Origin of the sequence: Kitasatospora sp. NPDC056731 (assembly GCF_040687675.1) — a bacterium.
GTDB lineage: Bacteria > Actinomycetota > Actinomycetes > Streptomycetales > Streptomycetaceae > Kitasatospora.
Window position 1 is genome coordinate 69,141 of the sequence record NZ_JBFBNR010000007.1, and the last position, 22,926, is coordinate 92,066.

Consider the following 22,926-nt stretch of genomic DNA (forward strand, 5'->3'; position numbering starts at 1 on the left):
CAGCACCCCGGACGCCGCCGGTGACCGCCGGTGACCACCGGCGACCGTCCCGAACCGCTCCCGAACCGCCCCTCCCGGAAGGACCACCAGCCCCATGCCCGCCCCGCCCAACCGGCCCGCCGCCGGCCAGTCCGGCGCCACGCCACGGAGGGCCGGGTGACCCGCTTCCTGCTGCGCCGCCTCCTGCTGGCCGTACCGACCCTGCTCGGCGTCACCGCCGTCGTCTTCGCGACCGTCACGCTCGTCCCCGGCGATCCGGTGGCCCTCTTCCTCGGGCCGGGCGCACCGCCCGAGGCCCGCCGCGAGCTCTCCGAACGGCTCGGCCTGGACCAGCCGTTGCCCGCCCGCTACGCCTCCTGGCTCTGGCACGCGCTCACCGGCGACCTCGGCATCTCCGTCTCCGGCCAGCGCCCGGTCGCCGACCTGCTGCTCCCGGCGCTCGGCCAGACGCTGACCCTGACCGCGGCCGCCTTCCTGCTGGTGCTGGTCGGCGGGGTGGCGCTCGGCGCCGTCGGCGCGCTACGCCCGCGCGGCCCCGGCGGGCGGATCTCCGGCGCGCTGTCGGCCCTCGCGGTCTCCGCCCCGCAGTACTCGGTGGCCCTGCTGCTGATCGCCGTCTTCGCCGTGGGCCTGCGCTGGCTGCCGGCCGGGGGCACGCACGACGTGTTCGGCTCCGGCGGCCTGCCCGACCTGGCCCGCCACCTGGTCCTGCCGGCCGTGGCCGCCGCGCTCGTCCCGCTCGGGCTCACCGCCCGGGTGTTCCGGGCCGCGCTGGGGGGCGTGCTGGCCGGCGAGCTGGCCGACTCGCTGCGCGCCCGCGGCCTGCGCCCGGCCACCGTGCTACGGCACTGCGTGCACAACGCCTCGCCGGCGCTGCTGACCATCGGCGGCCTGCAACTCGCCTACCTCCTGGAAGGGGTGATCTTCGTGGAGACCCTGTTCGCCTGGCCCGGCGTCGGCCGGCTGCTGTACGACGCCCTCACCTCCCGCGACCTGCCCCTGGTGCAGGGCGGGGTGCTGGTGGTGGCGGTCGCGTTCGTCGGCGTCAACATCCTCGTGGACGCGGCGCACGCGGCGATCGACCCGCGAGTAAGGAACTGATGTGACGTCACGTGTCCTCGCCCGAGCGAACCTCGGCCTGACCGTCCCCGCCGCCCTGGCCGCGCTGCTGGTCCTGCTCGCACTCGCCGCGCCGCTGGTCGCCCCGTACGACCCGGCCGCCGGGCGGCTGGCGGACCGGCTGCTCGACCCGGGCAGCCCCGGCCACCTGCTCGGCACCGACGGCCAGGGCCGCGACCTGCTCAGCCGGCTGATCTGGGCCGGGCGCGCCTCGCTCACCGGCGGGCTCGTCCCGGTCGCGGTGGCCGCCGTCGTCGGCACCCTGCTCGGCGTCGTGGCCGGGCTCGGCGGCCGGATCACCGAACAGGCCCTGCTGCGCCTGCTGGACGTGCTCTACGCCTTCCCCGGGGTGCTGCTGGCGATCGCCATCGCCTCGCTGCTCACGCCCGGCCTGGGCGCGACGGTGCTCGCGCTGTCGGTGGTGCTCACCCCCGCGGTGGCGCGGGTCGCGTTCACCGAGACCCGGCGGGTCCGGGCCGCCGAATACCTGGTGGCCGCCCGGGTCAGCGGCGCCGGCTGGGGGTCGCTGGTCCTGCGCCAGGTCGCCCCGGTGGTGGCGCCGGTGGTCCTGGTGTACGCGTCCTCGCTGGTCGGGCTGGCCATCATGTACGCCGCCGGGCTGTCCTTCCTCGGGCTCGGGGTCGCCCCGCCCACCGCCGAGTGGGGCGCGATGCTGGAGGAGCTGCGGCCCTCGCTGCTCACCCACCCCTGGGTCGCGGTCCTGCCGGCCCTGGTCATCATCGCCGTCTCGGTCGTCTTCAACACCCTCGGCGAGACGCTGCGTACCCGCGTCGGCGACACCGGCGCCCTGCTGGCGCACGCCGCCCCCGCCGCCGCGAGCCGGTCCACCGACCGGTCCGCCGACCAGTCCGCCGACGGCTCGGCCGACGGCTCGGCCCGGCCGCGAGCCGCGAAGCGGGTGGGCGCATGAGCGCGCTGCTGGAGATCAACGGCCTGACCGTCGAGTACCCCGGCGGGGTCCGGGCCGTCGACGACGTCTCCCTCACCCTGCCCGCCGGCCGCTCCCTGGTGCTGCTCGGCGAATCCGGCAGCGGCAAGACCACCGTCGCCCGCACGGTGCTCGGGCTGCCGGGGCACGGCGCCGCCGTCACCGGAGGCGTCCGGCTCGCCGGGACCGGCCTGCGGGCGCTCGGCGAACGCGCACTGGCCGACGTCCGCGGCCGGCGGATCGGCTACGTTCCGCAGGACCCGACCGCCTCGCTCGACCCGCTGCGCCGGATCGGCCCGCAGCTCGCCGAGGTGCTGCGGCGGCACGGGATCGCCGCCGACCGCCGGGCCGCCCGCGCGGCCGTCCCGAAGCTCCTCGCCACCGCCGGCATCCCGGACCCGGAACGCGTCGCCCGGGCCTACCCGCACGAGCTCTCCGGCGGCCTGCGCCAGCGCGCCGCCATCGCCGTCGCGATCTGCTGCGGCCCGGAACTGCTGATCGCCGACGAGCCGACCACCGCGCTCGACGCGCTGATCCGCGGGCGGATCCTCGACCTGTTCACCACCCTGCGCGCCGACTGCGGCATCGCCCTGCTGCTGGTCACCCACGACCTCGCGGCGGCCCGCCGGATCGGCGGCACCGTGGCGGTCATGCGGGCCGGCCGGATCGTCGAACTCGGGCCCGCCGAACGGGTGCTGGGCGACCCGGAACACGCCTTCACCGCCGCCCTGGTGGCCGCCGAACCGGGAGCCCGCCGATGAACACCGTTGACCACACCCAGCCTGGCCCGGTCCTGGTCGTCGACGCCGTCACCAAGCGCTACGGCGACCGGACCGCCCTGGACGCCGTCAGCCTCACCGTCGCGCCGGGCGAGACCGTCGGCCTGGTCGGCGAATCCGGCTCGGGGAAGTCCACCCTGGCCCGCCTCGCCCTCGGGGTGCTCACCCCCGACGCCGGCAGCGTCCGCTTCGCCGGCCGCGATCCGTACCGGCTGCGCGGCCGCGCCGACCGGGCGCTGCGGGGTCGGCTCCAGTTCGTCCCGCAGGACCCGCGCGGATCGCTCAACCCCAGCCTGCGCGCCGGGGAGGCGGTCGCCTTCGCGCTGCGCCTGCACGGCACGCCGCGCGCCGAACGCGCCGCGGCCGTCGCCCGGCTCTTCACCCAGGTCGGCCTGGAGCCCGCGCTCGCCGACCGCTACCCGCGGGAGCTGTCCGGCGGGCAGCTCCAGCGGGTGGCCGTCGCCCGGGCCCTGGCCACCGGGCCGGACCTGGTCGTCTGCGACGAACCGACCTCCGCCCTCGACCGCAGCGTGCAGGCCCGCCTGCTCGACCTGCTGACCGACCTCCAGGAACGCACCGGCCTGGCCTACCTGTTCATCTCCCACGACCTCGCCGTCGTCCGGCACCTCGCCCACCGGGTGCTGGTGCTGCGGCACGGCCGGGTGGTCGAGGAGGGCCCGGCCGGCCTGCTCTGGGACTCCCCCGCGCACCCGTACACCCGGGCGCTGCTGGAGGCCGCCACCGGCGTCGCGTGACCCGCCGCCGAAGCCCGGCACACACCTCTTCTCAGCCCCCGCACCACCGAACCTCCGCACCACCGAACCGACGAGGAATCACCATGACGCGCACCAGCCGTATCCGCTCCAGAGCCGTCGCCCTGCCGGCCGCCGCCGTTCTGCTCGCGGCGGCGGCCGGCTGCGCCGGCTCCGACGGCGGCGGCTCCGCGGGAGCGGGCGGCGGTGACGGCCGCGGCGGCACCCTGGTCATCGGCGCCACCGGCAAACTCCCCAACCCCGACACCGTGATCGGCGGCGCCGGCTTCGAGGGCAAGCGGCTGGTCTCCTTCCAGCTCTACGAGGGCCTCACCCGGTACGAACTGCTCAAGGACACCGACAAGCCGCCGGTCGTCACCGGCGCCCTGGCCACCGACTGGCAGGTCGCCGCCGACGCCAGGACGTGGACCTTCACCCTCCGCAAGGGCGTCACCTTCCAGGACGGCACCCCGTTCGACGCCGACGCCGTGGTCTTCAACCTGGCCCGCTACCTCGACAAGAAGAGCCCCGAGTACACCGACGCCCTCGGCGCCGCCGCCGCCGAGTACGCGGGCGACATCGCCTCGTACCGCAAGACCGACGCCGACCACGTCGAGCTGGTCACCAAGGAGCCCAACGGCCACTTCCCCGAGGACCTCGCGCACGTCCTCATCGCGAGCCCCACCGCCGTCCGCAAGTCCGGCTCGGCGGACTTCGCCCAGCACCCGGTCGGCACCGGCCCCTTCTCGTTCGTCTCGCAGACCGAGGGCCAGCAGATCGAGCTGGCCGCCAACAAGGGCTACTGGCGCGGCGCCCCCAAGCTCGACCGGCTCGTGATCAAGGCGCTGCCGGACGCCGCGGCCCGCACCGCCGCCCTGCGCTCCGGCGGCGTGAACTGGATCGAGTACCCGAACCCGGACGACATCGACAGCCTCAAGGCCGACGGCGTCCAGATCGCCACGAACAGCTACGACCACCTCTGGTACTGGATCCTGGACACCTCCAAGGCGCCCTGGGACAACCCGCTGGTCCGCAGGGCCGCCAACTTCGCGATCGACCGCAAGGCCATCGCCGAGAAGCTGCTGCACGGCACCGCCGACCCCGCCTACCAGACCGCGCCGCGCGCCACCGCCGCCTACGACCCCGCCGGCGACGTCTACTCCTACGACCCCGCCAAGGCCCGGCAGTTGCTCGCCGAGGCCGGCGTCCCGAACGGCTTCAGCACCTCCGTCACCGTGCCCACCGGCGGCAGCGGCAACCTGCTGCCGGTGCCGATCGCCGAGGCCCTCCAGCGGGATCTCGGCGCCGTCGGCATCAAGGTCGAGCTGCGCACCACCGACTGGACCACGCTGATCGGCGCCGAGGCCAAGGGCCAGGTGGCGCTCGGCTCGGACGCCGTCGCCCAGTCCACCACGCTGTTCCAGTCCGAGGCGCTGCTCCCGCTGTTCATCGGCTCCAAGAGCCCGTTCTGGACCGGCCACTACGCCAACCCGCAGGTCGACGAGCTGCTCGCCTCCTCGGCCGCCAATGCCGACCAGGCCGCCCGGCAGGCCGGGTACCGCAAGGCGCTCGCCCTGGTCACCCAGGACGCGCCCTGGCTGTTCGTGGTCAACGACCGCAATCCGCGGGCCCTTTCGCCGAAGGTCCAGGGGCTCGTGCAGCCGCAGTCCTGGTTCCTCGACCTGACCACCGTGTGGGTCCGCTGACCCGCGGACACCGCCTCTCCCCCGCCCTCGCCCCGCCACCGCTGAAGAGCACCGCGCACCACAGGAAGGACGGCCATCCCGATGACCGACCCGCACCGACCGCACCACCACAGCGGGACCGTCCCGCCCGGCTCCGCACACGGCCCCGAGCACGCCGCGCCGCCCAAGTGGGGCATCACCCTCCCGCTGCCCGGCCTGACCATCGACCGGCACCGGTTCCTGGTCGAGCGGCTGCCCGACCTCGGCTACACCGACGTGTGGAGCGCCGAGGGCGGCGGCACCGACGCCTTCACCCCGCTGGCCGCCACGGCGGCCTGGTCCCCCTCGCTGCGGATCGGCACCGGCATCGTCCCGGTGCACACCCGCGGCCCGGCCGTGCTCGCCCAGACCGCCGCGACGCTCGCCCAACTCGCCCCGGGCCGACTGCTGCTGGGCATCGGCGCCTCGGTGCCCGCACACGTCACCGACATCAACGGCATCCCGTTCGACGAGCCGTTCAAGCGGACCAGGGACGTCCTGCGCTTCGTCACCCGGGCGCTGCGCGGCGAGTACGTCACCGGCGGGTTCGACACCTTCGACATCACCGGCTACCGGCTGCCGCACCCGCCGACCGAGCCGGTCAAGGTCATCCTGGGCGCGCTGCGGCCCAACATGCTCCGGCTCGGCTTCAACGAGGGCGACGGCGCCATCACCAACCTGCTGTTCCCGCACGACGTGCCGAAGATCCTGGACGCCGTCGGCCCGCAGCCGCCCGGGAAGGAACTGGTCGTCAAGGTCTTCGTCTGCCCCACCGACGACACCGACTACGCCCACCGCGCCAGCCGGCCGTTCCTCGCCTGGATCCTCAACCGCGAGCCGTACCGCAAGTTCCACGAGTGGCTGGGCCACGGCGAACTCCTCGCCGAGACCCACCGCCTGTGGGCGGCCGGCGACCCGGAGGGCGCCCAGAAGGCGCTGCCCGACGAGGTCGTCGACGGGCTGTTCATCAGCGGCTCGCCGGAGGAGTGCCGGGAGCGCATCCTCGCCTACCACCGCCCCGGCGTCACCACCATCCAGCTGTACGTGTCGCTGCCGCCCGAGGTGTTCGTCAGCCGCGCCAAGCTGCTCGACACCCTGGCCCGGCTCGGGCCGGCCGCCCTCTGACCGTCGCGCCCCACCCGCCCCCATCCCCTGCCACCCTCACGACGCTCACGACCGGAGGAGAGCCGTGCCACTCGAAATCCGCGGCGGGGTCCGCGCCGCACCCGTCCCCGGCCACACCGCGCAGGAACGCCAGGCCCTGCGCTGGGCCCCCGACGGCCGCGACCGCACCGCCGACCCCGCGTACGTCGCCCGCACCGCGCGGGAGAACGAGGAGGACGGGCTGGACAGCGCCCTGGTGGTGCAGTCCAGTTCGTGGCCCGACCCGTGGCTGGTGGCCTCGTGGGCCCTGGCCGCCACCACCCGGCTCCGCATCGCGGTCGCCCACCGGGTCGGCACCACCGCGCCGACCGTCGCCGCCCGCTCCCTCGCGACCCTGGACCGCCTCTCCGGCGGGCGGGCGGCGGCCCACGTCATCATCGGCTCCAGCGACCACGACACGGCCCGCGACGGCGACCTCCTGGACAAGCAGGAGCGCTACCGCAGGGCCGACGAGTACCTCGACCTGTTCACCCGCTACCTCGCCGCCGACCAGGACATCGACCACAAGGGCGAGTTCTACACCGTCACCGCCGCCCGGCCCGGCCTGCACCCCAGACCCGGCGGCGAGCTGCTCTCCTTCGGCGGCTCGTCACCGCAGGGCCTCGACCTGGCGGCCCGCTACGCGGAGGTGTACGCCGTCAGCCCGCTGCCGCTGCCGGACACCCGGCGGCGGATCGCCCAGGTCCGCACCGCCGCCGCCGCGCACGGCCGGACCCTGCGGATCTGGCGACACGTCACCGTCGTCCTCGCCGACACCGACGAGGCGGCCCGCGACCGCGTCCGCCGGCTGCGCCGCGACGCCCTCCGCCTCACCTCCGGCGGCGGCGGGCCCTGGACGGAAGCCGTCCAGCTCGACCGCGACCGCGAACGCGGCCGCTCCGACCCGGCCCGGGGCGACGAGCAGGTGGCTGCCTACATCCGCCGCTCCCTCACCGCCGCCTACGCCGGCTCCCCCGCCACCGTCGCCGCCCGCATCGGCCTGCTCCGCTCGGCCGGCGTGGACATCGTCCAGCTCGACCTCCCCGTCGAGACGGACCAGGACCGCGAGCTGCGCCGCAGCCTCGTCCGCCACCTCCGCACCGGCCTCGGCACCCCCGCCGACCGCCGCGTCTGGTGACCGGCGCCCCCCGTCCGGCCGGGGTCGAGGCGATCACCGCCTCGACCCCGGCCGCGTCTATACCCCTGACAGTGCTTAGATGTTGGGGTTGATCGGACGGTCGCTGTCGGAGTGGTGCCAGTCGAACTCCTGGGTCTGCCCCATGCTCGCGTTCCGCCCCAGCGTCCAGAGTCCGTAGGAGGACCGCGGGCCCTGGTTGCCGACGTAGGTCAGGCAGGCACCGACGGCGTTGCACACGCCGCGGTCGGTGTCGAACGTCCAACGCTGCTTCGGGTCACCCCCGTTGCACCCCACCGCCGTGGCGCCCGGGCCGTCGGACGGGCCGCTCGGGACGTGGCCCGACAGACAACGGCCGTCGTTGGTGCTGTGGATGAGACCGTCCGGCGAGACGAACCAGAACTGGTTCCAGGAGCCGTCGCACGGGCGCAGGACGACCGGCCGCCCGTCGCCGTTGGTCTGCCGGTACTCGTCCATGCAGTAGTAGGTGCCGTTGGGGCCGCCGCTGGCCGGGCGGGCGAGCGCGGCGAGGAAACCGTAGGCGTAGGGCTGCGGATTGGCGGGGTCGGCCTGCGCGGCGGCGACGGGCAACGAGACGCTCAGGCCGATCGCGAGTGCCAGTGCTGAGACGATCTTTCGGGCGGACTTCATGAGGTCCGACACCTCCCTCTCTGACGGTGTGTCACTGCGGAATGCGGCCATCCTGGCAGCGGGGGTGAGGGCCTGGGCCAGCTTTCCGAACGATCCCGAACAAACGGGAGTGTATGGATTTCGCCATTTGATTCACCTCAGTTGACAGGAACCCCCAGCGCGAAGAGGCTGTTCACGCAGGCCCGGCGGGGGGAGGACAGAGCTTTGACCTGGTCACCTATGCACACCACGGCGGCCCCGTGCATCTGCCGGGCAGCCGAGGCCAACTCCGCTTCGACGCTAGCCCGTTCGCACTCCCTGGACGCACTGACCGAGTCCCTCACTCTGCTCCGACAGGAGGCCGGCAGCCCCTCCTACTCGACCATCGTCCGGCGGATCAGCTCCGTCCGGGCAGCCCGCGGCGTCCCGGCCGGGGAACGCACACCCGGGCGGATCACCGTCTACGACTGCTTCCGCAGCGGGCGCCAACGCCTGGACGTCGAACTTCTCTCCGACATCGTCCAGGCCCTCGGCGCGGACCCGGACCCCTGGCGCCGCGCCTACCGCGCCGCCTCCCGGTGATCGCCGACTATCCGCGGCCCGAACCCGGAGCGGCCGTGTCGGCCGTGTCGGCCGTGTCGGCCGGGGCCGCCTCCGGCTTCGTGTGGAGGATCTCGCGGGCCTGCTCCGCCGCGCGGACGATGCTCTCGGAGACGAAGTCGACGAAGCGGGCGATGTTCTCCAGGCGGGTGGCGGCCGGGGTCTGCGGGCCGAGGACGCCGACGCCCTGCCGCGCGACCTCGACGAGGTGGGCCGTGGCGCGGGCGCTGGCCATCATCGACTGGTACCAGACGTCGTCGTCGACGACGTAGCGCTCGCGGCGGCGCTCGTCGCGCTCCCGGCGGACGAGGCCCTGGCCGTCGAGGAACGCGATCGCCTTGGAGATGGACGGCGGGCTGACCTGGAGGTGCCGGGCCAGCTCGGACGCGGTGAGGCTGCCGCTGTCGGTGAGGGTGAGGCAGGCCAGCACCCGGGCCGTCATCTTGGGCATGCCGGAGGCCATCAGGACGGTGGTGTACGTCTCCTGGTACTCGCGCACGGCCTCGGCATCGCGCCCGTGGGCCTGCGGCGGCGCCTCCGGCCCCCGGGGTGCGGCCGGCCGGCGCCGTTGGGCACGGCGGCGTTCGGTGGCGCGGTGGGCCAGGTCGGCACGGTAGGCGGTGGGGCCCCCGTTGCGCATCACCTCGCGGGTGACCGTCGAGGTGGGGCGGTCGAGCCGCCTGGCGATCTCCGCGTAGGCGAGGCCGTCGGCCATCCCCAGCGCGATCTGCTGGCGTTCCTGCTGAGTGAGCCTGCCTCCCGGCACCGCGATTCTCCCTTCACGCTTCCCTGAATGCCCTCACCATAGCGTTCACTCCCATTCCAGTGCAACGAACACGGTGGCTGACGTTGCGTTAAATTCAAAGCCACTGCAACGATAATTCCGCTTTCACCTGCATCGATACCGATTTCAAGCAACGACCTTGTTGCCACTACTTGTGAAGGCAACGTAGCGTTTCCATCATCAGAAACAACGAGCCGCAGCAGCCCGCCACCCCCACACCTGGAAGAAGGCACCCCATGACCATCAAGCAGCCCGTCTGGACCGGCATGGTCTCCGTCGACGACACCGCCCTGGCCGTGACCGACACCGGCGGGCCCGGCCGTCCCGTGGTCTACCTCAACGGCTCCTACGCCGACCAGTCGCACTGGCGGCGCGTCATCGCCGACCTCGGCGACGACTACCGGCACATCACCTTCGACGAGCGCGCCCGCGGCAAGTCGAAGCGCTCGGCGGACTACTCGTTCGAAGCGTGCCTGCGCGACGTCGACGCCGTCCTCACCGCGAGGGGCGTGGACCGGCCGATCCTGGTGGGCTGGTCCTACGGCGCGATGCTCGCGGTGCACTGGGCCGCCCGGCACCCGGACCGCGTCCTCGGGGCGGTGTCCGTGGACGGCGCGTTCCCGCACGAGTGGCTCGACGACGCCACCCGGGAGCAGGTCCGCAAGCTGTTCCGCCGGCTGAGCCCGCTGTTCCCGATCGCCCGCCGACTCGGCATGGCCGCGCGGATGAGCGCCGAGCAGCACGCCGAGATCAATCTTGAGATCAACGAGCTCTGCGCGCCCGCCGCCCTCGACCCGGTCTTCGACCAGGTGACCGCACCGGTCCGGTACGTGGTCGCCACGGGCGGCAACCTGGGCGGCGAAGCGAAGCTGATGGAACAGATCCGCACCAACCTCGACCCGGTGCTCGCCCGCAACCCGAACATCCGGGTCAGCACGAAGGTCGAGAGCAACCACTCCAAGATCCTGCGCAAGGACTTCCACGCCATCGCCGACACCGTCCGCGACCTCGCCGCCACCCCCGCGAGCGTGGCCTGCTGAGCCCCGCACCGACCCTGCGGGGTCACGGTGGAGCGCTCGCACGGCGGGGCGGCCGTTCGGGCGAACTTCCCTCGGAATTACCGCATTCGGGTGACGCGCGGCCGGCCTCGCCGGCCCGGGCCGTTAGCGTGACTGACCGTCATCGACCGTCCGGTCGGGCAGAGCTGCGCGCAGCTCGGGGGTCAGGGAAAGCCGGGGGCGGAGGCCTTCGTGGGACTCCCCACACGCCGCTCGCCGTCCGGGGACGATCCCGACACCGTGCTTCACCAGCTGGGAGGTTCTCCGCCATGCCCGTGTCGAGTCGGTACCTGAACGCCTGGGAGGGCTTCTGGCGCGACGCACCGGCGGAGGCCGGCGCGGTGATCTGGGACGCGGAGCCGGCGCTCACCGCGAGCGTGCACCTCGCGCTGTTCGACCCCTACCTCGCCGACCCGGCGCTGCCCGTCGTCGACGTCGGCTGCGGCAACGGCACCCAGACCCGCTTCCTCGCCGAACGCTTCGACCGCGTCCTCGGGGTCGACCTGTCCAGCGCCGCCGTGGAGCTCGCCCGCACCCAGCATCCGGACGGGCGGCCCGAGTTCGCCCAGCTCGACGCCACCGACCGGCAGGGCGTCCGGGAGCTGCACGCCCGGCTCGGCGATGCCAACGTGTACGTACGCGCCCTGATCCACCAGTGCGAACCGGCCGACCGCCAGCCGGTCGCCGACGCCATCGCCGCCCTGGTCGGGGATCGCGGCCGGGCGTTCGTCGTCGAGCTGTCCGCGTCGGCGAAGGCCGTCCTGGCCGGCCTCGCCCAGAGCCCGCAGGGCCCTCCCCCGAAGCTGCGCCCCGTCTTCGAGCACGGCCTCGCCCCCGCCGAGGTCGTCGACTCGGCCTTCGGCGAGCTGTTCCGCACCGCCGGGCTCACCGTCCTAGCCTCCGGCGAACTGCCGTTGTTCCTCACCGAGTTCGCGCCCGACGGCAGCCGGATCGACCTCCCGTCCCACTGGCTGGTGGTGGGCGCGGACGGCACACCGCAGAGGTGACGCGGTGGGGGCGGCCGCCGGAACCGGCCGCCCCCACCGCGTCACCCCCGGGTCAGCCGGCGCTCCGCGGGCCCCCCACCGCCAGACCTGGGGGTGCGTCAGTTCCGTGGCGGGGCGGTCTGCCAGACTCCGGGAATGAGACGTCAACGGATCCTGGACCAGTTCATAGCTCGGGGGCCCGCCCGGGGGCAGGCGGGATGACCGGCGACGGACCGGACCTGCCCGGGGGTGCGCGCCGGGTCCCCTACCGCGATCCCGGGCTGCCGGACCACCGGAGTCCGCTGCGCTTCCTCTGGTGGCTGGTGCGCAGGCAGCGCGGCCGCGTCCTGCTCGGGTCGACCTGGGGCAGCCTGTGGATGTGCGCCCTGATGCTGCCGCCCTACCTGATGTCCAGGACGATCGACGAGGGGCTCCGGGCCCGCGACAGCGGCGCGCTGGTCTTCTGGGTGTCGGCCGTCCTCGTGGTCGGCGCGCTCATCGCCGTCCTCGGGATCCTGCGGCACCGCACCATGACCTTCATCCGGGCGGACGCCGCGTACCGCACCGTCCAGGTCATCACCCGGCACATCAACCGGCTGGGGACGACGCTGCCGCGCCAGGTGTCGGCCGGTGAGCTGACCCACCTCCAGGCCGGCGACATCGGCCGGATCGCGCAGACGCTGACCATCACCGGGCCCGGGGTCGGCGCGGTCATCGCCTACCTCGCCACCGCCGTCCTGCTGGTCCGGATCTCGGTCGTGCTCGCGGCGGTGATCCTCCTCGGGGTGCCGCTACTGGCCCTCACCGTCGGCCCGTTGCTGGGGAAGTTGCACGGCGCCGAGGGCGGCTACCGCGAGCAGCAGGGGGCGCTGACGGCCCTGGCCGGCGACCTGGTCGCCGGGCTGGGCATGCTGAACGGCATCGGCGGCAAGCCGATGTTCGCCCGGCGCTACCGGGAGCGCTCGCAGGCGCTCGTCCCGCTCGGTTACCGGGTGGCCTCGTTCACCAGTTGGGTGCAGGCGCTCGGCGCCTGCCTGCCGGTGGTCTTCCTGGCCGTGGTGACCTGGCTCAGCGCCCGGATGGCGGCCGCCGGTTCGATCACGGTCGGTGAACTGGTCTCCGTCTACGGCTACGTGGCGGCCCTGCTGGTGCCCGTCTCCGCCTTCGTCGAGGGCGCGGACGACCTGCCGCGCGGGCTGGTCTCCGCCCGCCGGGTCATCGACATCCTGGCGCTGCGGCCGGATTCGACGCGCAGCCGGACGCTGACGGCCCCGCCGGAGGCTCCGGCGGGGCTGAGCGATCCCGACTCCGGCCTGCTGCTGCGGCCCGGGCGGCTCACCGCGCTGGCCGCCGCCCGGCCCGAGGAGGCCCGGGCCGTCGTCGAGCGGCTGGGCGGCTACACCGACTCGGACGCCACCTGGGGCGACACCAGGCTCTCCGACTGGGTGCCCGCCGAACTGCGGCGTCACGTCCTGGTGTCGGACGACGACGCGTACGTGTTCGGCGGCACACTCCGTTCCGCGGTGGCGATCCGCGGCGACCGCACCGAGGAGGAGCTGCGGCGCGCCCTGCACGCCGCCGCGGCCGAGGACATCGTCGACGCCCTGCCGGGCGGCCTGGACGCGCCGCTCGACGACCGCGCCGGCAACGTCTCGGGCGGGCAGCGCCAGCGGCTGCGACTGGCCCGCGCGCTGCTGGCCGACCCCGAGGTGCTGCTGCTGGTCGAGCCCACCTCGGCGCTGGACGCGCTCACCGAGGCGGCCGTGGCGGCCCGGATCGGCGCCGTGCGCGGCGGCCGGACGACGCTGATCGTCAGCACCTCCCCCCTGGTGCTCGGCCGCGCCGACGAGGTGGTCCACCTGGTGGACGGCAAGGTCCGGGCCACCGGCACCCACGGCGAGCTGCTGGCCCGCGACCCCGGCTACGCGGCGCTGGTGTTCCGCGGCGGCACCGACGACTGCCCGGCGAGCACCCCTGCGGACGCCGAGGAAGGCATGGTCCGATGAGCAACCCCGACGCCCCCGACACCCCCGACGCCCCCGACGCCCCCCACCGCCTCCCGGTCGCCGACACCGCGACGGTGCGCCGGGCCAGTTGGCGCCTGCTGGCGGACGACGGCCGGGCGATGGGCGCGATCGTCGCCCTCACCTGCCTCGCCGCCCTCGCGGGCGTCGCCGGGCCGTGGCTGCTGGGCCGCATCGTCACCCGGGTCGAGAACGGCGAGCTGACGGTCGGCCAGGTGGACGGCTTCGCCGCGGCGGTCCTGGGGTTCGCCCTCGCCCAGCTGGTGCTCACCCGCTACGCCCGCTACCTCTCCCACCGGTTCGGCGAACGCGCCCTGGCCCGGCTCCGCGAGGAGGTCGTCGACCGGACGCTCGCGCTGCCCGGGCGGTACGCGGAACGGGTCGGCGCCGGCGACCTGGTGACCCGCTCCTCGCTGGACGTGGGCACCGTGGCCGCCACCCTGCGCAACGCGGCCCCGGACGTCTTCATCGCCGTCGTCCAGGTGCTGGTCATCCTCACCGCGACCTTCCTGCTCGACCCGCTGATCGGGCTCTGCGCCCTGGTGGGCCTGCCGATCGTCTGGGCGGTGAGCCGCTGGTACCTGTCCCGGGCCCGGGAGGCCTACCTCGCCGAGGGGGCCGCGGCGGGCGGGGTCACCGAGGTCCTCGACTCCACTGCCCACGGCGCCCGGACCATCGAGGCGTACGGGGTCGGGGCGCGCCAGGACGGCGCGGTCGACCGGGCCGTCGACACCGCCTACCGGGCCGGGGTGCGCACTCTCTTCCTGCGGACCGTGCTGTTCCCGGTCACCGAGTTCGCGCACGCGCTGCCGATGGCGCTCGTCCTGCTGGTGGGCGGCCTCGGCCACCTCCACGGCTCGGTGACGCTGGGCGCGGTGGTGGCGGGCGGCCTCTACATGTGGCAGCTCGTCGACCCGCTGGACCGGGCGCTCAACTGGGTCGAGCAACTGCAGCGCAGCGGTGCCTCGTTCGCCCGCATCAAGGGCGTCGGCCTGGTGGCGCAGGAGCCGCCGGCCACCGGCCTGCGCCCCGCCGGCGACCGGATCGAGGCCGTCGGCGTGCGGTACGCCTACACCGGCTCGCACGACGTGCTGACGGACGTCGACCTGGTGGTCCGGCCGGGCGAGCGGCTGGCCGTGGTCGGCCCGTCCGGGGCCGGCAAGTCGACCCTCGGCAAGCTGCTCGCCGGCGTCGACGCCCCGGACGCGGGGCGGATCCTGGTCGGCGGCGTGCCGGTCGCGGACCTCGCCGCGGCGGGCGAGCTGGGCAACCGCGTCGTGCTCATCACCCAGCAGCACCACGTGTTCATGGGGACGCTCCGGGAGAACATGACGCTGGCCGCCCCGGACGCCGAGGACGCGGCGGTCCTGGCCGCGCTCGCGCTGGTGGAGGCGGACTGGGTGCGCGACCTCCCGGACGGGCTGGACTCGCTCCTGGGCACCGGCGGGACCGAACTCGGCGCCGCGCAGGCCCAGCAGCTCACCCTGGCCCGGGTCCAGCTGGCCGATCCGCACACCCTGATCCTGGACGAGGCGACGTCCCTCCTCGACCCGACCACGGCCCGGCAGGCGGAGCGGGCGATGGCGGCCGTGCGCTCCGACCGCACGGTCATCTCCATCGCCCACCGGCTCCAGACCGCGCACGACGCGGACCGGGTCGCCGTCATGGCGGCGGGCCGCATCGTCGAGCTGGGCACCCACGACGAGCTGGTCGCCGCCGGCGGGCCGTACGCGGCGCTCTGGCGGTCGTGGAGCGGGGAGTCCTGACCGGCCGCCGCTGAGAAAGCCGCCCGGGGACGCCTGCGGTCAGGGGGTGTCGGTGCGCTTTTCGAGCCGGGTGCCGTGGCGCAGGGTGAGCGACATCAGGTCGCTGGGGCCGTCGAGTTCGAGGCGGTGCCAGCGGCCGCGGGGGACGACCACGGCGCTGCCGGCGGGCAGCGGCACCAGCTCGTCGACACCGCCCCCCGCGCCGTCGCCGCCCCCGTCCGCGTCCCCGTCCGCGGGGCGGAGGTAGAGCCGCGCGCCGCCGGTGAGGCAGCACACCGCCTCGTCGGCCTCCGGGTGCATCTCCCAGTGGTCGGCGTGGACGTCGGCGTCGGTCTCCACGTGGAAGGCGCCGAGGTGCCAGGTGCCCGGCGCGCCGCCGGCCATCTGCCGCTCGGCGGCTCGGACTTCGCCGTCGGGGTGGAAGTGCAGGGCCGAGGCGAACAGGTCGACGGCGGTGGGCGTCATGGCGGTGTTCCTTCCGGTCAGCAATTTCTATACGCGTAAGAAAACTAACCCCACACCATCGCCGCTGTCGACCTCTGGGGAAGAATGGACCCATGCCGACCGCACCGCGCAGGACCTCGGGCCGACCGCCCCGCATCTCCCGTGAGCAGGTCGTCGAGGCGGCCCGCCGGATCGTGACCGAGGAGGGCGCGGACCGGCTGACCATGCGCCGCCTCGCCTCCGAGGTCGGCAGCACGCCGATGGCGCTCTACCACCACGTACGCGACAAGGAGGAACTGCTCGTCCTGCTGCTGGACGACCACGCGGCACGGACACTGCGCCGGCCCGAGCTGCCCGCCGACCCGCGCGACCGCGTCGTCCGGTCCGCCGCCGCGATCCACCAGGCCCTGGCCGACTGCCCCTGGATCGTCGAGGTGCTCACCGCCGACGACCTGATGTCCGCGTCCGCGCTGTGGTTCGTCGAGCAGATCGTCGACGGCCTCACCGCGTGCGGCCTCACGCCGGAGCGGGCCGTGCAGGGGTACCGGACGATCTGGTACTACACCGCCGGCGAGCTGGTGGTCCGGGCGGCGGCGGCCCGGCGGCGCGCGGACGACGAGCGCGCCACCTACCGGGAGCAGGTGTTCGGCGGCCTCGACCCGGACGAACTCCCCCGCCTCGCACAGGTCGCGGACCGCTGGGCCGCGCTGACCACCGACGACACCTACCTGGACGGCCTGCGGGCCCTGGTGGACGGCCTCGTCGCCGCCCGTTGACGCCTCGACCCGCGGGCCCTTGTGTGCCTCAAGTCCGTTCCGGGAAGCGGGGCTTGGACTTGCCGTCGCCGAACGGGCCGGTCGAGTGCTGGAGCGAGTGCAGGATGGCGAGGCCCTGGCTGACGATGCCCGCCGCCATCTGGTTGACCCCGTCGCTGCCGTTGAGGACGGTGAGCTCGGCTCCGGACATGCCCCGGGCCGCCGCGTCGGCGAGGGCCGGCAGGTTCTCCACGATCCGGTTGGCCGCGATGAGCTCCTGGTTGCCGCCGCGCAGGGAGTCGGCCCGGGCGGTGTTGGCGTCCGCCTGCGCCTGGGCGAGCGCCCGCTCGCTGTAGGCGCTGCCGTCCGCCTCGAACTTCACCCGGTCGCGAGCGGCCTCGGCCAGCGTCCGCTGCCGGTAGGCCTCGGCGTCCGCCGGGCGCCGCACGTCGGCCTCCAGCTGCTGGGCGGCCAGCGCGGCCCGGCGCTGAGCGAGCGCGGTCTGCTCCTCGATGACGTCCTGGGAGGCCCGCGCCTCGGCGAGCGGCCCGGCCTGGGCGGCCCGGGCCCTGGACTGCTCGGTCTCGGCGAGGAACCCGGCCCGTTTGATCGCGGTGTCGCGCTCGTACTCGGCCTTCAGCGCGGCCGCCTGCTGCTCCCGCTCGGCGGCCTCCTGGTCCGCCTTGGCCTGGGCGATCCGGGCCTGGCTGGCGACCGCCGCCACGTGCGGCGCGGCCAGGTTGTCGATGTACCCGGTCGAGTCCTCGATCTCCTGGATCTGCAGCGCGTCGACCACGATGCCGAGCTTCTCCATCTCGCCGTGGCTGCCCGCCATCACCTCCTGGGCGACCCGGCTGCGCTCCCGGATGATCTGCTCGACGGTCAGCCCGCCGATGATCGAGCGCAGGTGGCCGGCGAAGATCCGGCCGACAAGCTCCTCCATCTGGTCCTGTTCCGACAGGAAGCGGCGGGCCGCGTTGGCGATCGACACGGCGTCGTCGCCGACCTTGAACACGCAGACCGCGCGCACGGTGAGCCGGATCCCCTGCTGGGTCACGCAGTCCTCGGCGATCTCCGCCTCCCGCAGGGCCAGGGAGAGCATGCGGACCTTCTGCTTGACCGGCAGGACGAGGCTGCCGTGCCCGGTGACGATGCGGAACTGGGTGTCCTGCGCCTGGTGCTTGGACCCGGAGATGAGCATCGCCTCGTTGGGTGCGGGAACGTGCCAGAAGAACATGACCGACCACCTGACCAGCTGGGATCCGAAACCGCTATTGGGCGGCAACAGCTCGACTAGGGCGGCAGCAGCTCGACGATCACCGAGCGGGCCGAGATCGCGTCCACCACGACCACCCGGACGTCCCGGCCGACCGGCTCCGAGCACCAGGCCGCGAACACCTCCGAACCACCCCGGAGGGCGACCAGGACCTCGCCCGGGCCGCCCGCCGGAATGGGCACCGTCACCTTGCCGACGGCTCCGACCGGGCTCTGCCGGGAGTCGTCGACCGCGGGCATGCTCTCTCGCGCCACCGGCGCCTCCGGTCCCCACGTCGCACCACCGGGTCGAGGACACCTGCGGCAACCGCCGACGGCGGCGGTGCCTCGACCCCTTCCACGGTACTCCGGCAACCGCCCCGCCACCGGCCGTCGCCGACCACCGCCGGCCGCCGCCGGAGCGGGCCGAACCGCCGCCGGAGCGGCCGGACCGGCACCGGTCAGGGCACGGCCAGGGCGACCGCGAAGCCGTGGTCCGGGATGTCGAGGAAGCGCCGGTTGAACCGGACGAAGGGCTCGATGAGCAGGTCCACGAAGACCAGGAAGGCCACCGTGCCGATGCCCACCGGGCCCCCCAGCAGCCAGCCGCAGAGCAGCAGCACTCCTTCGATCAGCCCCTTCGCGCACCAGAACGGCCAGGTCCAGCGGTGCCGGATGGTGATCGCCAGCAGGTCGATGGCCCGGATGCCGAAGCCGCTCATGATGATCAGCGCCGAGGCGTAGGCGCACAGCAGCGCGCCGAGCAGCATCAGCGGGTAGCTGCTCAGCCCCAACCAGGCCGCCGGCCGCAGCCATTGGAAGAGGTCGATCAGGCTGCCGCACAGGAAGAAGGTCACGAAGGGCGAGACCACCGGGCGTTTGCGGTTCCACGCCGCCCACGCCCCGATGCACACCACCGCGACGGCCGCCTGGCACAGGCCGATGGTGAGCGGCAGGTGCTTGAGCACGCCCAGCGAGAAGACGTCGAGCGGGTCGGTGCCCAGATCGGACTGGATGAAGAAGTGGGCGCCCGTCGAGAAGACCACGCAGCCGGCCAGGTACACCAGCGCCCTGGGCAGTAACTCGCCCAGCCGCCAAGGTTTTCCGTTCGGATCGACGCCAGGGGGACGATGCGACGCCATGGGTTCCTCCAGGGGGACGGGCGTCCGGCCCGTTGCCGTCCCCAGAGGCGCGGAGGCGGGCAGCGGCGCGGACACCGGGCTGTTCGGAAGCCGGGGCCCCGCCACCGAACTCCCGTCACACAGCTGGGAGTTCGACGCAGGGCCTCGGTCAGCCGCCGCCCGACGCCGTCACCGCGGCCGGTTCAGGCGAGCGACTGGTAGGCCAGGAAGCCGCCGAAGAGGATGACCCCGATCCCGGCGACCAGGTCGACGCCCTTCAGCAGCCGGGCGCTGAAGCGCCGGCGGAACACCACGACGCCCGTGCTCAGCAGGGTGAACCACAGGAGCGTGCCGCAGCCGACGCCGACCAGCATGGACACCGAGGCGGGCAGCGTCCCGGTGACGTTCGCCGCCGTGGCCGCGGCGAAGGCGGCGGCCCAGTAGCCGATCGTCGCCGGGTTGGAGGCGGTGGCCGCCAGCGCCGTGCGGAACGCCGCCAGCGGGCGGACCACTTCGGGGTTCCGCTCGTCGTCGGTGGCCGCCTGGACCCGGAAGGCGGAGCGCAGCGAGCGCGCGCCGATGTACACCAGCACGGCAGCCCCGGCCAGCCCCAGGGCCGTCCGCAGCGCGGGGACGTCCAGCAGCCTGCCGACCCCGGCGAGGCCCAGGCCCGCGTAGGCGATGTCCACCAGGGCCGCGCCCAGGCCGATCGCCCAGCCGGTCGGGAAGCCGTCGCGCAGGACGCTGCGCACGCACAGCAGGCCGATGGGGCCGAGGGGCAGTGCGACCAGGAAGCCGAGGCTGAGCCCGGCGAACCACGCGGGGAGGATGTTCACCGCTGTCCCCCGCAGGTCACCGCGATCATTCCGGTCCGGTGAAAGTCCCGGCGAAAGTCCCGGTGAAAGTCCCGGCTCAGGTCCCGGCTCAAGGCCCGGCGGAAGGCCTGGTGCGAGCACGTGCGCGACAATTCGCTCTGCCCCTCGTCACAACACCCGCCGATCAGGTCACTCGACGAGCTCCGATATGCCGAACCGTACCTCATCCCCTTCGGCGGGACTGAGATCTTCCGGCGCGTAGAACAGCTCGTACACATTGGTCGACAACAACTGACCGAGCCTGGTCAGCGCATACACGTCGGTGCCCCGTTCCTCCAGCCAGCCCTTGTCGATGAGCTGCTCGATCTCCGCCCCGAAGACAGCCTCCATGGTGACGCCGAACCGGTCGTGGAAGTCCGGCCGGTTGACCTCGCACATCTTGAGGCCGCGGATCATGACGCGGCGCATTTCCTGCTCCTTGGTGAGGTACGTGGCGAAATCCAGCGGAATTTGACCACTTCCGACCATCTCGTAGTACTTCTTGAGCGGCTTGACGTTGACGAACAGCCGGTCGTGGATCACGCTCTTCGACGAGACGCCGAATCCGATCATCGGCCAGGTCCGCCAGTAGTACTCCAGGAAGCGCGAGTAGTCGGCGCAGCGGTCGGGGTGGTAGTACCCCGTCGAGCTGCGCCGGGCGAAGCCCGCCGCCTCCAGCGCGTCGATGGCGTACTCGTACATCCGGCGCTCTTCCTGCGCCGAGGGGAGCGCCATCTTCCCGGACGTGATGAGCGAGTGGAACGCCGTCTTGGGCCAGATCTCCAGGCCGTAGGCCGTGATGCAGGCCGGTTCGAGTTCGATGGCCCGGTCGACGCTGCGCTTCCAGTCGTCCACGGACTGGCCGGGCAGCGGGAAGATCAGGTCGATGTTGGTGTGCGTGAAACCGCCGTCGACGACGGTGCGGAAGGCGCGTTCGGCGGTGGCGAGGTCGTGCGAGCGGTTGCAGATCTCCAGCAGCCGGTCGTCGAAGGCCTGGACGCCGACGCTGAGCCGGGTGAATCCGGCCTCCCGCATGCGCGCGATCTTGGCCTCGTCGACCGTCGAGGGGTCGAATTCCAGGCCGATCTCCGCGCCCTCGTTGAATTCGAACGATTCCCGGCAGGCGTCCAGCAGCCGGGCCGTCTGGTCGCCGGTGAGGATGCCCGGCGTCCCGCCGCCGAAATACACCGCGTCGACCCGGAACGCGGGGAAGGCCCGATTGGCGGCGAAGGCGCGGATCTCACGTTCGAGCACGTCGACGTACTGGGCGAAGTGCTGCTCGTTCCGGTTGATGTAGACGGTGTAGTCGCAGAATCCGCACTTGGTGATGCAGAACGGGACGTGCAGGTAGAGCACCGCGTTCTCGGGGCGGAAGTACTCGTCGTACTCGTGGTGCCGGTATTTGAACGGGTACGTGTGGATGTTCCGTCGGATGATCTTCTCGGCCATCTGCTGTCACTCCTTCGTCGGGGCCGGCCTGGCGTGGTGGTGGACGGGTCCGGGGGCGGAGGCCGTCAGCAGAGGACCTGGAACGGGCGGACGTCGGCGGCCGCGTCGAGGGCCGGCCGATCGTTGGGGACCACCGGGCGCCCGCACGAGACGAAGAGGTCGTCGTAGCGCTCCCGCGACCGCTCGCGGTAGTCGGCGGCGGAGCGGGCCAGCATCTTGACGACCTCCTCGGCGAGCATCAACTGGTACTGGCAGGACTCGGTGTTGAGGACGTTCACGTCGCCCGAGGCCACGTGGTTCTCCTGCCGGCAGCCCCCGCCGCACAGGTAGCGGGCCCAGCAGGACCCGCACACCCGGTGCTCGTCGACGGTGCGCCGCCACTCGGGGTGGTCCCGGGTGAGGCCCTCGGCCCCGGTGCCCACGTCGAAGCCCTGGTCGCCGACCAGGCGGTGGCAGGGGCTGACGCTGCCGTCCGGGGAGTGCGTGTAGTACGTCCGGCCGCCCGAGCAGAACGCCAGCGCCGCCGCGCCCTCGGTGACCATCTGCACGGCACGCTCGTACTCCAGCACGCCCTTGAACCGGTTGTCGGGGGCGAACAGCCGCGGGTAGTGGACCAGGAAGTCCTTGAACTGCTCCACGATGCCGGGCTGGAGGAAGTGGTTGATGTACTGGATGCCCTTCGGCTCGGACAGCTTCCGGTCCCCCAGCGTGAGGGCGATCGGCACCGTCGTGCCCTGCTCCACCGGGTAGACGCCCGGGTAGATCTGGAAGTAGTCGAAGAGGTCGAGCCCCCACAGGTCGAGCACGCTCTCGGTGAGGCTGGGCGCCGCCGTCGCGATGGTCATCCGGGCCACCAGGGTGACGTCGTCGCCGCACGCCTCGCGCAGCCGGAACAGGTTGCGGATGATCCGGTCGTAGGATCCCTTCCCGTTCTTGGACGGGCGGTTGGCGTCCTGGACCTCGCGGCCGCCGTCGATCGAGACCGAGACGATGAACCGGTGGTCGCGGAACAACTCCTCGACGCCCTGGGGCATCAGGGTGAGGTTGGTCGAGATCCGGTGGACGAACTCGGTGCCCGAGCGCCCGGTGAGGTCGCGGGCGCGTTCGCAGATCTTGCGGATCACCGTGAAGTTCGCCAGCGGCTCCCCGCCGAAGAACTCGAAGCGGACCCGCTGCCCGGGCGCGGCGTAGCGGTGGATGAAGTCGAAGATCCAGGCGATCGAGTGCTCGCCCATCGCCTCGGTGATCCGGCCGTAGTCCCCGCCCTCGGCGAAGCAGTACGTGCAGGCGAGGTTGCACACGTTCGTCAGGTTGACGTTGACCGCGAAGTCGGCGCCGTCGGAGAGCGCGCTCTCCCGGAGCCGGATGCGGTTGGCCTCCCGGCCGGTGGCGGCGCCGGCCTGCAGCCGCTCCCACGCCCGCCGCTCGTCCAGCCGCAGCTGGTCGACGCCGGAGGCCAGCCGCTCGGCGGTGTCCGCCGGGGCGAGGAGCAGCCGGTGGCTCCCGGTGATGAGGACGGCCGACAGGTCGTCGCTGAACGGCAGGACGCGGTAGTCGGTCCCGTGCCGCATCGGACCCGCCTGCTCCGTCGTGCTCGCGG

Annotated in this window: 22 protein-coding genes; 13 read left to right on the forward strand and 9 right to left on the reverse strand. The window is 73.4% G+C overall.

The genetic code is table 11. The features are described from left to right. The first annotated feature begins 156 nt into the window (after window positions 1-156). The 7 genes from AB0R04_RS09260 to AB0R04_RS09290 all read left to right on the forward strand — a co-directional run bounded on the left by AB0R04_RS09260 (window position 157) and on the right by AB0R04_RS09290 (window position 7,604). Window positions 157-1,101 (forward strand): ABC transporter permease, encoded by a 945-nt coding sequence (locus tag AB0R04_RS09260; protein ID WP_363369490.1) that lies wholly within the window; start codon window positions 157-159, stop codon window positions 1,099-1,101. 1 nt (window position 1,102) lies between these two features. Beyond that, entirely contained in the window at window positions 1,103-2,050 is a 948-nt protein-coding gene (locus tag AB0R04_RS09265; RefSeq protein WP_363369492.1) for an ABC transporter permease, read from the forward strand. After that, window positions 2,047-2,829: an ABC transporter ATP-binding protein gene (locus AB0R04_RS09270; protein ID WP_363369494.1), complete on the forward strand. Its 783-nt coding sequence runs from the start codon at window positions 2,047-2,049 to the stop codon at window positions 2,827-2,829. Before AB0R04_RS09265 ends, AB0R04_RS09270 begins: the two co-directional genes overlap by 4 nt. Next, window positions 2,826-3,602 (forward strand): ABC transporter ATP-binding protein, encoded by a 777-nt coding sequence (locus AB0R04_RS09275; protein ID WP_363369496.1) that lies wholly within the window; start codon window positions 2,826-2,828, stop codon window positions 3,600-3,602. The genes AB0R04_RS09270 and AB0R04_RS09275 overlap by 4 nt, the downstream gene beginning before the upstream one ends. Window positions 3,603-3,685: 83 nt before the next feature. Next, window positions 3,686-5,305 carry an ABC transporter substrate-binding protein gene (locus AB0R04_RS09280; RefSeq protein WP_363369498.1) on the forward strand — a complete coding sequence of 540 codons (1,620 nt, stop codon included), beginning with the start codon at window positions 3,686-3,688 and terminating at the stop codon, window positions 5,303-5,305. Window positions 5,306-5,386: 81 nt separating this feature from the next. Beyond that, on the forward strand, window positions 5,387-6,448 hold the full coding sequence (locus AB0R04_RS09285; protein ID WP_363369500.1) for an LLM class F420-dependent oxidoreductase: 1,062 nt from the start codon (window positions 5,387-5,389) through the stop codon (window positions 6,446-6,448). Window positions 6,449-6,512: 64 nt separating this feature from the next. Beyond that, on the forward strand, window positions 6,513-7,604 hold the full coding sequence (locus tag AB0R04_RS09290) for an LLM class flavin-dependent oxidoreductase (RefSeq protein ID WP_363369502.1): 1,092 nt from the start codon (window positions 6,513-6,515) through the stop codon (window positions 7,602-7,604). A gap of 75 nt (window positions 7,605-7,679) precedes the next feature. Here AB0R04_RS09290 and AB0R04_RS09295 read toward each other — a convergent pair whose 3' ends face one another. Continuing rightward, window positions 7,680-8,252 carry an RICIN domain-containing protein gene (locus AB0R04_RS09295; RefSeq protein WP_363369504.1) on the reverse strand — a complete coding sequence of 191 codons (573 nt, stop codon included), beginning with the start codon at window positions 8,250-8,252 and terminating at the stop codon, window positions 7,680-7,682. A 204-nt stretch (window positions 8,253-8,456) separates the two neighbouring features. Between AB0R04_RS09295 and AB0R04_RS09300 the strand changes: the two genes are divergently transcribed. Further along, window positions 8,457-8,813: a hypothetical protein gene (locus AB0R04_RS09300; RefSeq protein ID WP_363369506.1), complete on the forward strand. Its 357-nt coding sequence runs from the start codon at window positions 8,457-8,459 to the stop codon at window positions 8,811-8,813. 7 nt (window positions 8,814-8,820) lie between these two features. Here the strand turns inward: AB0R04_RS09300 and AB0R04_RS09305 are convergent, their stop codons facing one another. Continuing rightward, window positions 8,821-9,597 (reverse strand): helix-turn-helix domain-containing protein, encoded by a 777-nt coding sequence (locus AB0R04_RS09305; RefSeq protein ID WP_363369508.1) that lies wholly within the window; start codon window positions 9,595-9,597, stop codon window positions 8,821-8,823. Between the two features lie 254 nt (window positions 9,598-9,851). Between AB0R04_RS09305 and AB0R04_RS09310 the strand changes: the two genes are divergently transcribed. The 4 genes from AB0R04_RS09310 to AB0R04_RS09325 all read left to right on the forward strand — a co-directional run bounded on the left by AB0R04_RS09310 (window position 9,852) and on the right by AB0R04_RS09325 (window position 15,449). Beyond that, window positions 9,852-10,655 carry an alpha/beta hydrolase gene (locus AB0R04_RS09310; protein ID WP_363369510.1) on the forward strand — a complete coding sequence of 268 codons (804 nt, stop codon included), beginning with the start codon at window positions 9,852-9,854 and terminating at the stop codon, window positions 10,653-10,655. A 287-nt stretch (window positions 10,656-10,942) separates the two neighbouring features. Further along, on the forward strand, window positions 10,943-11,680 hold the full coding sequence (locus tag AB0R04_RS09315) for a class I SAM-dependent methyltransferase (RefSeq protein WP_363369512.1): 738 nt from the start codon (window positions 10,943-10,945) through the stop codon (window positions 11,678-11,680). 197 nt (window positions 11,681-11,877) lie between these two features. Continuing rightward, on the forward strand, window positions 11,878-13,665 hold the full coding sequence (locus AB0R04_RS09320; protein ID WP_363369514.1) for an ABC transporter ATP-binding protein: 1,788 nt from the start codon (window positions 11,878-11,880) through the stop codon (window positions 13,663-13,665). Further along, window positions 13,662-15,449: an ABC transporter ATP-binding protein gene (locus tag AB0R04_RS09325; RefSeq protein WP_363369516.1), complete on the forward strand. Its 1,788-nt coding sequence runs from the start codon at window positions 13,662-13,664 to the stop codon at window positions 15,447-15,449. The genes AB0R04_RS09320 and AB0R04_RS09325 overlap by 4 nt, the downstream gene beginning before the upstream one ends. Before the next feature lie 39 nt (window positions 15,450-15,488). Here AB0R04_RS09325 and AB0R04_RS09330 read toward each other — a convergent pair whose 3' ends face one another. Next, window positions 15,489-15,914: a cupin gene (locus AB0R04_RS09330; protein WP_363369518.1), complete on the reverse strand. Its 426-nt coding sequence runs from the start codon at window positions 15,912-15,914 to the stop codon at window positions 15,489-15,491. A gap of 92 nt (window positions 15,915-16,006) precedes the next feature. Between AB0R04_RS09330 and AB0R04_RS09335 the strand changes: the two genes are divergently transcribed. Continuing rightward, complete coding sequence (locus tag AB0R04_RS09335; RefSeq protein ID WP_363369520.1) at window positions 16,007-16,669, forward strand: TetR/AcrR family transcriptional regulator; 663 nt, start codon at window positions 16,007-16,009, stop codon at window positions 16,667-16,669. A 28-nt stretch (window positions 16,670-16,697) separates the two neighbouring features. Here AB0R04_RS09335 and AB0R04_RS09340 read toward each other — a convergent pair whose 3' ends face one another. The 6 genes from AB0R04_RS09340 to AB0R04_RS09365 all read right to left on the reverse strand — a co-directional run bounded on the left by AB0R04_RS09340 (window position 16,698) and on the right by AB0R04_RS09365 (window position 22,897). After that, on the reverse strand, window positions 16,698-17,885 hold the full coding sequence (locus AB0R04_RS09340) for a flotillin family protein (RefSeq protein ID WP_063346367.1): 1,188 nt from the start codon (window positions 17,883-17,885) through the stop codon (window positions 16,698-16,700). A gap of 56 nt (window positions 17,886-17,941) precedes the next feature. Continuing rightward, window positions 17,942-18,178 carry a hypothetical protein gene (locus AB0R04_RS09345; protein WP_350880803.1) on the reverse strand — a complete coding sequence of 79 codons (237 nt, stop codon included), beginning with the start codon at window positions 18,176-18,178 and terminating at the stop codon, window positions 17,942-17,944. Between the two features lie 185 nt (window positions 18,179-18,363). After that, window positions 18,364-19,044: a hypothetical protein gene (locus AB0R04_RS09350; protein ID WP_208869047.1), complete on the reverse strand. Its 681-nt coding sequence runs from the start codon at window positions 19,042-19,044 to the stop codon at window positions 18,364-18,366. Between the two features lie 182 nt (window positions 19,045-19,226). Further along, the gene (locus tag AB0R04_RS09355) at window positions 19,227-19,859 is read right to left on the reverse strand and encodes a LysE family transporter (RefSeq protein ID WP_063346369.1); all 633 of its coding nucleotides are present in this window, start codon (window positions 19,857-19,859) and stop codon (window positions 19,227-19,229) included. 168 nt (window positions 19,860-20,027) lie between these two features. Continuing rightward, window positions 20,028-21,326 carry a coproporphyrinogen-III oxidase family protein gene (locus AB0R04_RS09360; protein WP_363369524.1) on the reverse strand — a complete coding sequence of 433 codons (1,299 nt, stop codon included), beginning with the start codon at window positions 21,324-21,326 and terminating at the stop codon, window positions 20,028-20,030. 65 nt (window positions 21,327-21,391) lie between these two features. Beyond that, complete coding sequence (locus tag AB0R04_RS09365) at window positions 21,392-22,897, reverse strand: radical SAM protein (protein ID WP_363369526.1); 1,506 nt, start codon at window positions 22,895-22,897, stop codon at window positions 21,392-21,394. Window positions 22,898-22,926 lie beyond the last annotated feature (29 nt).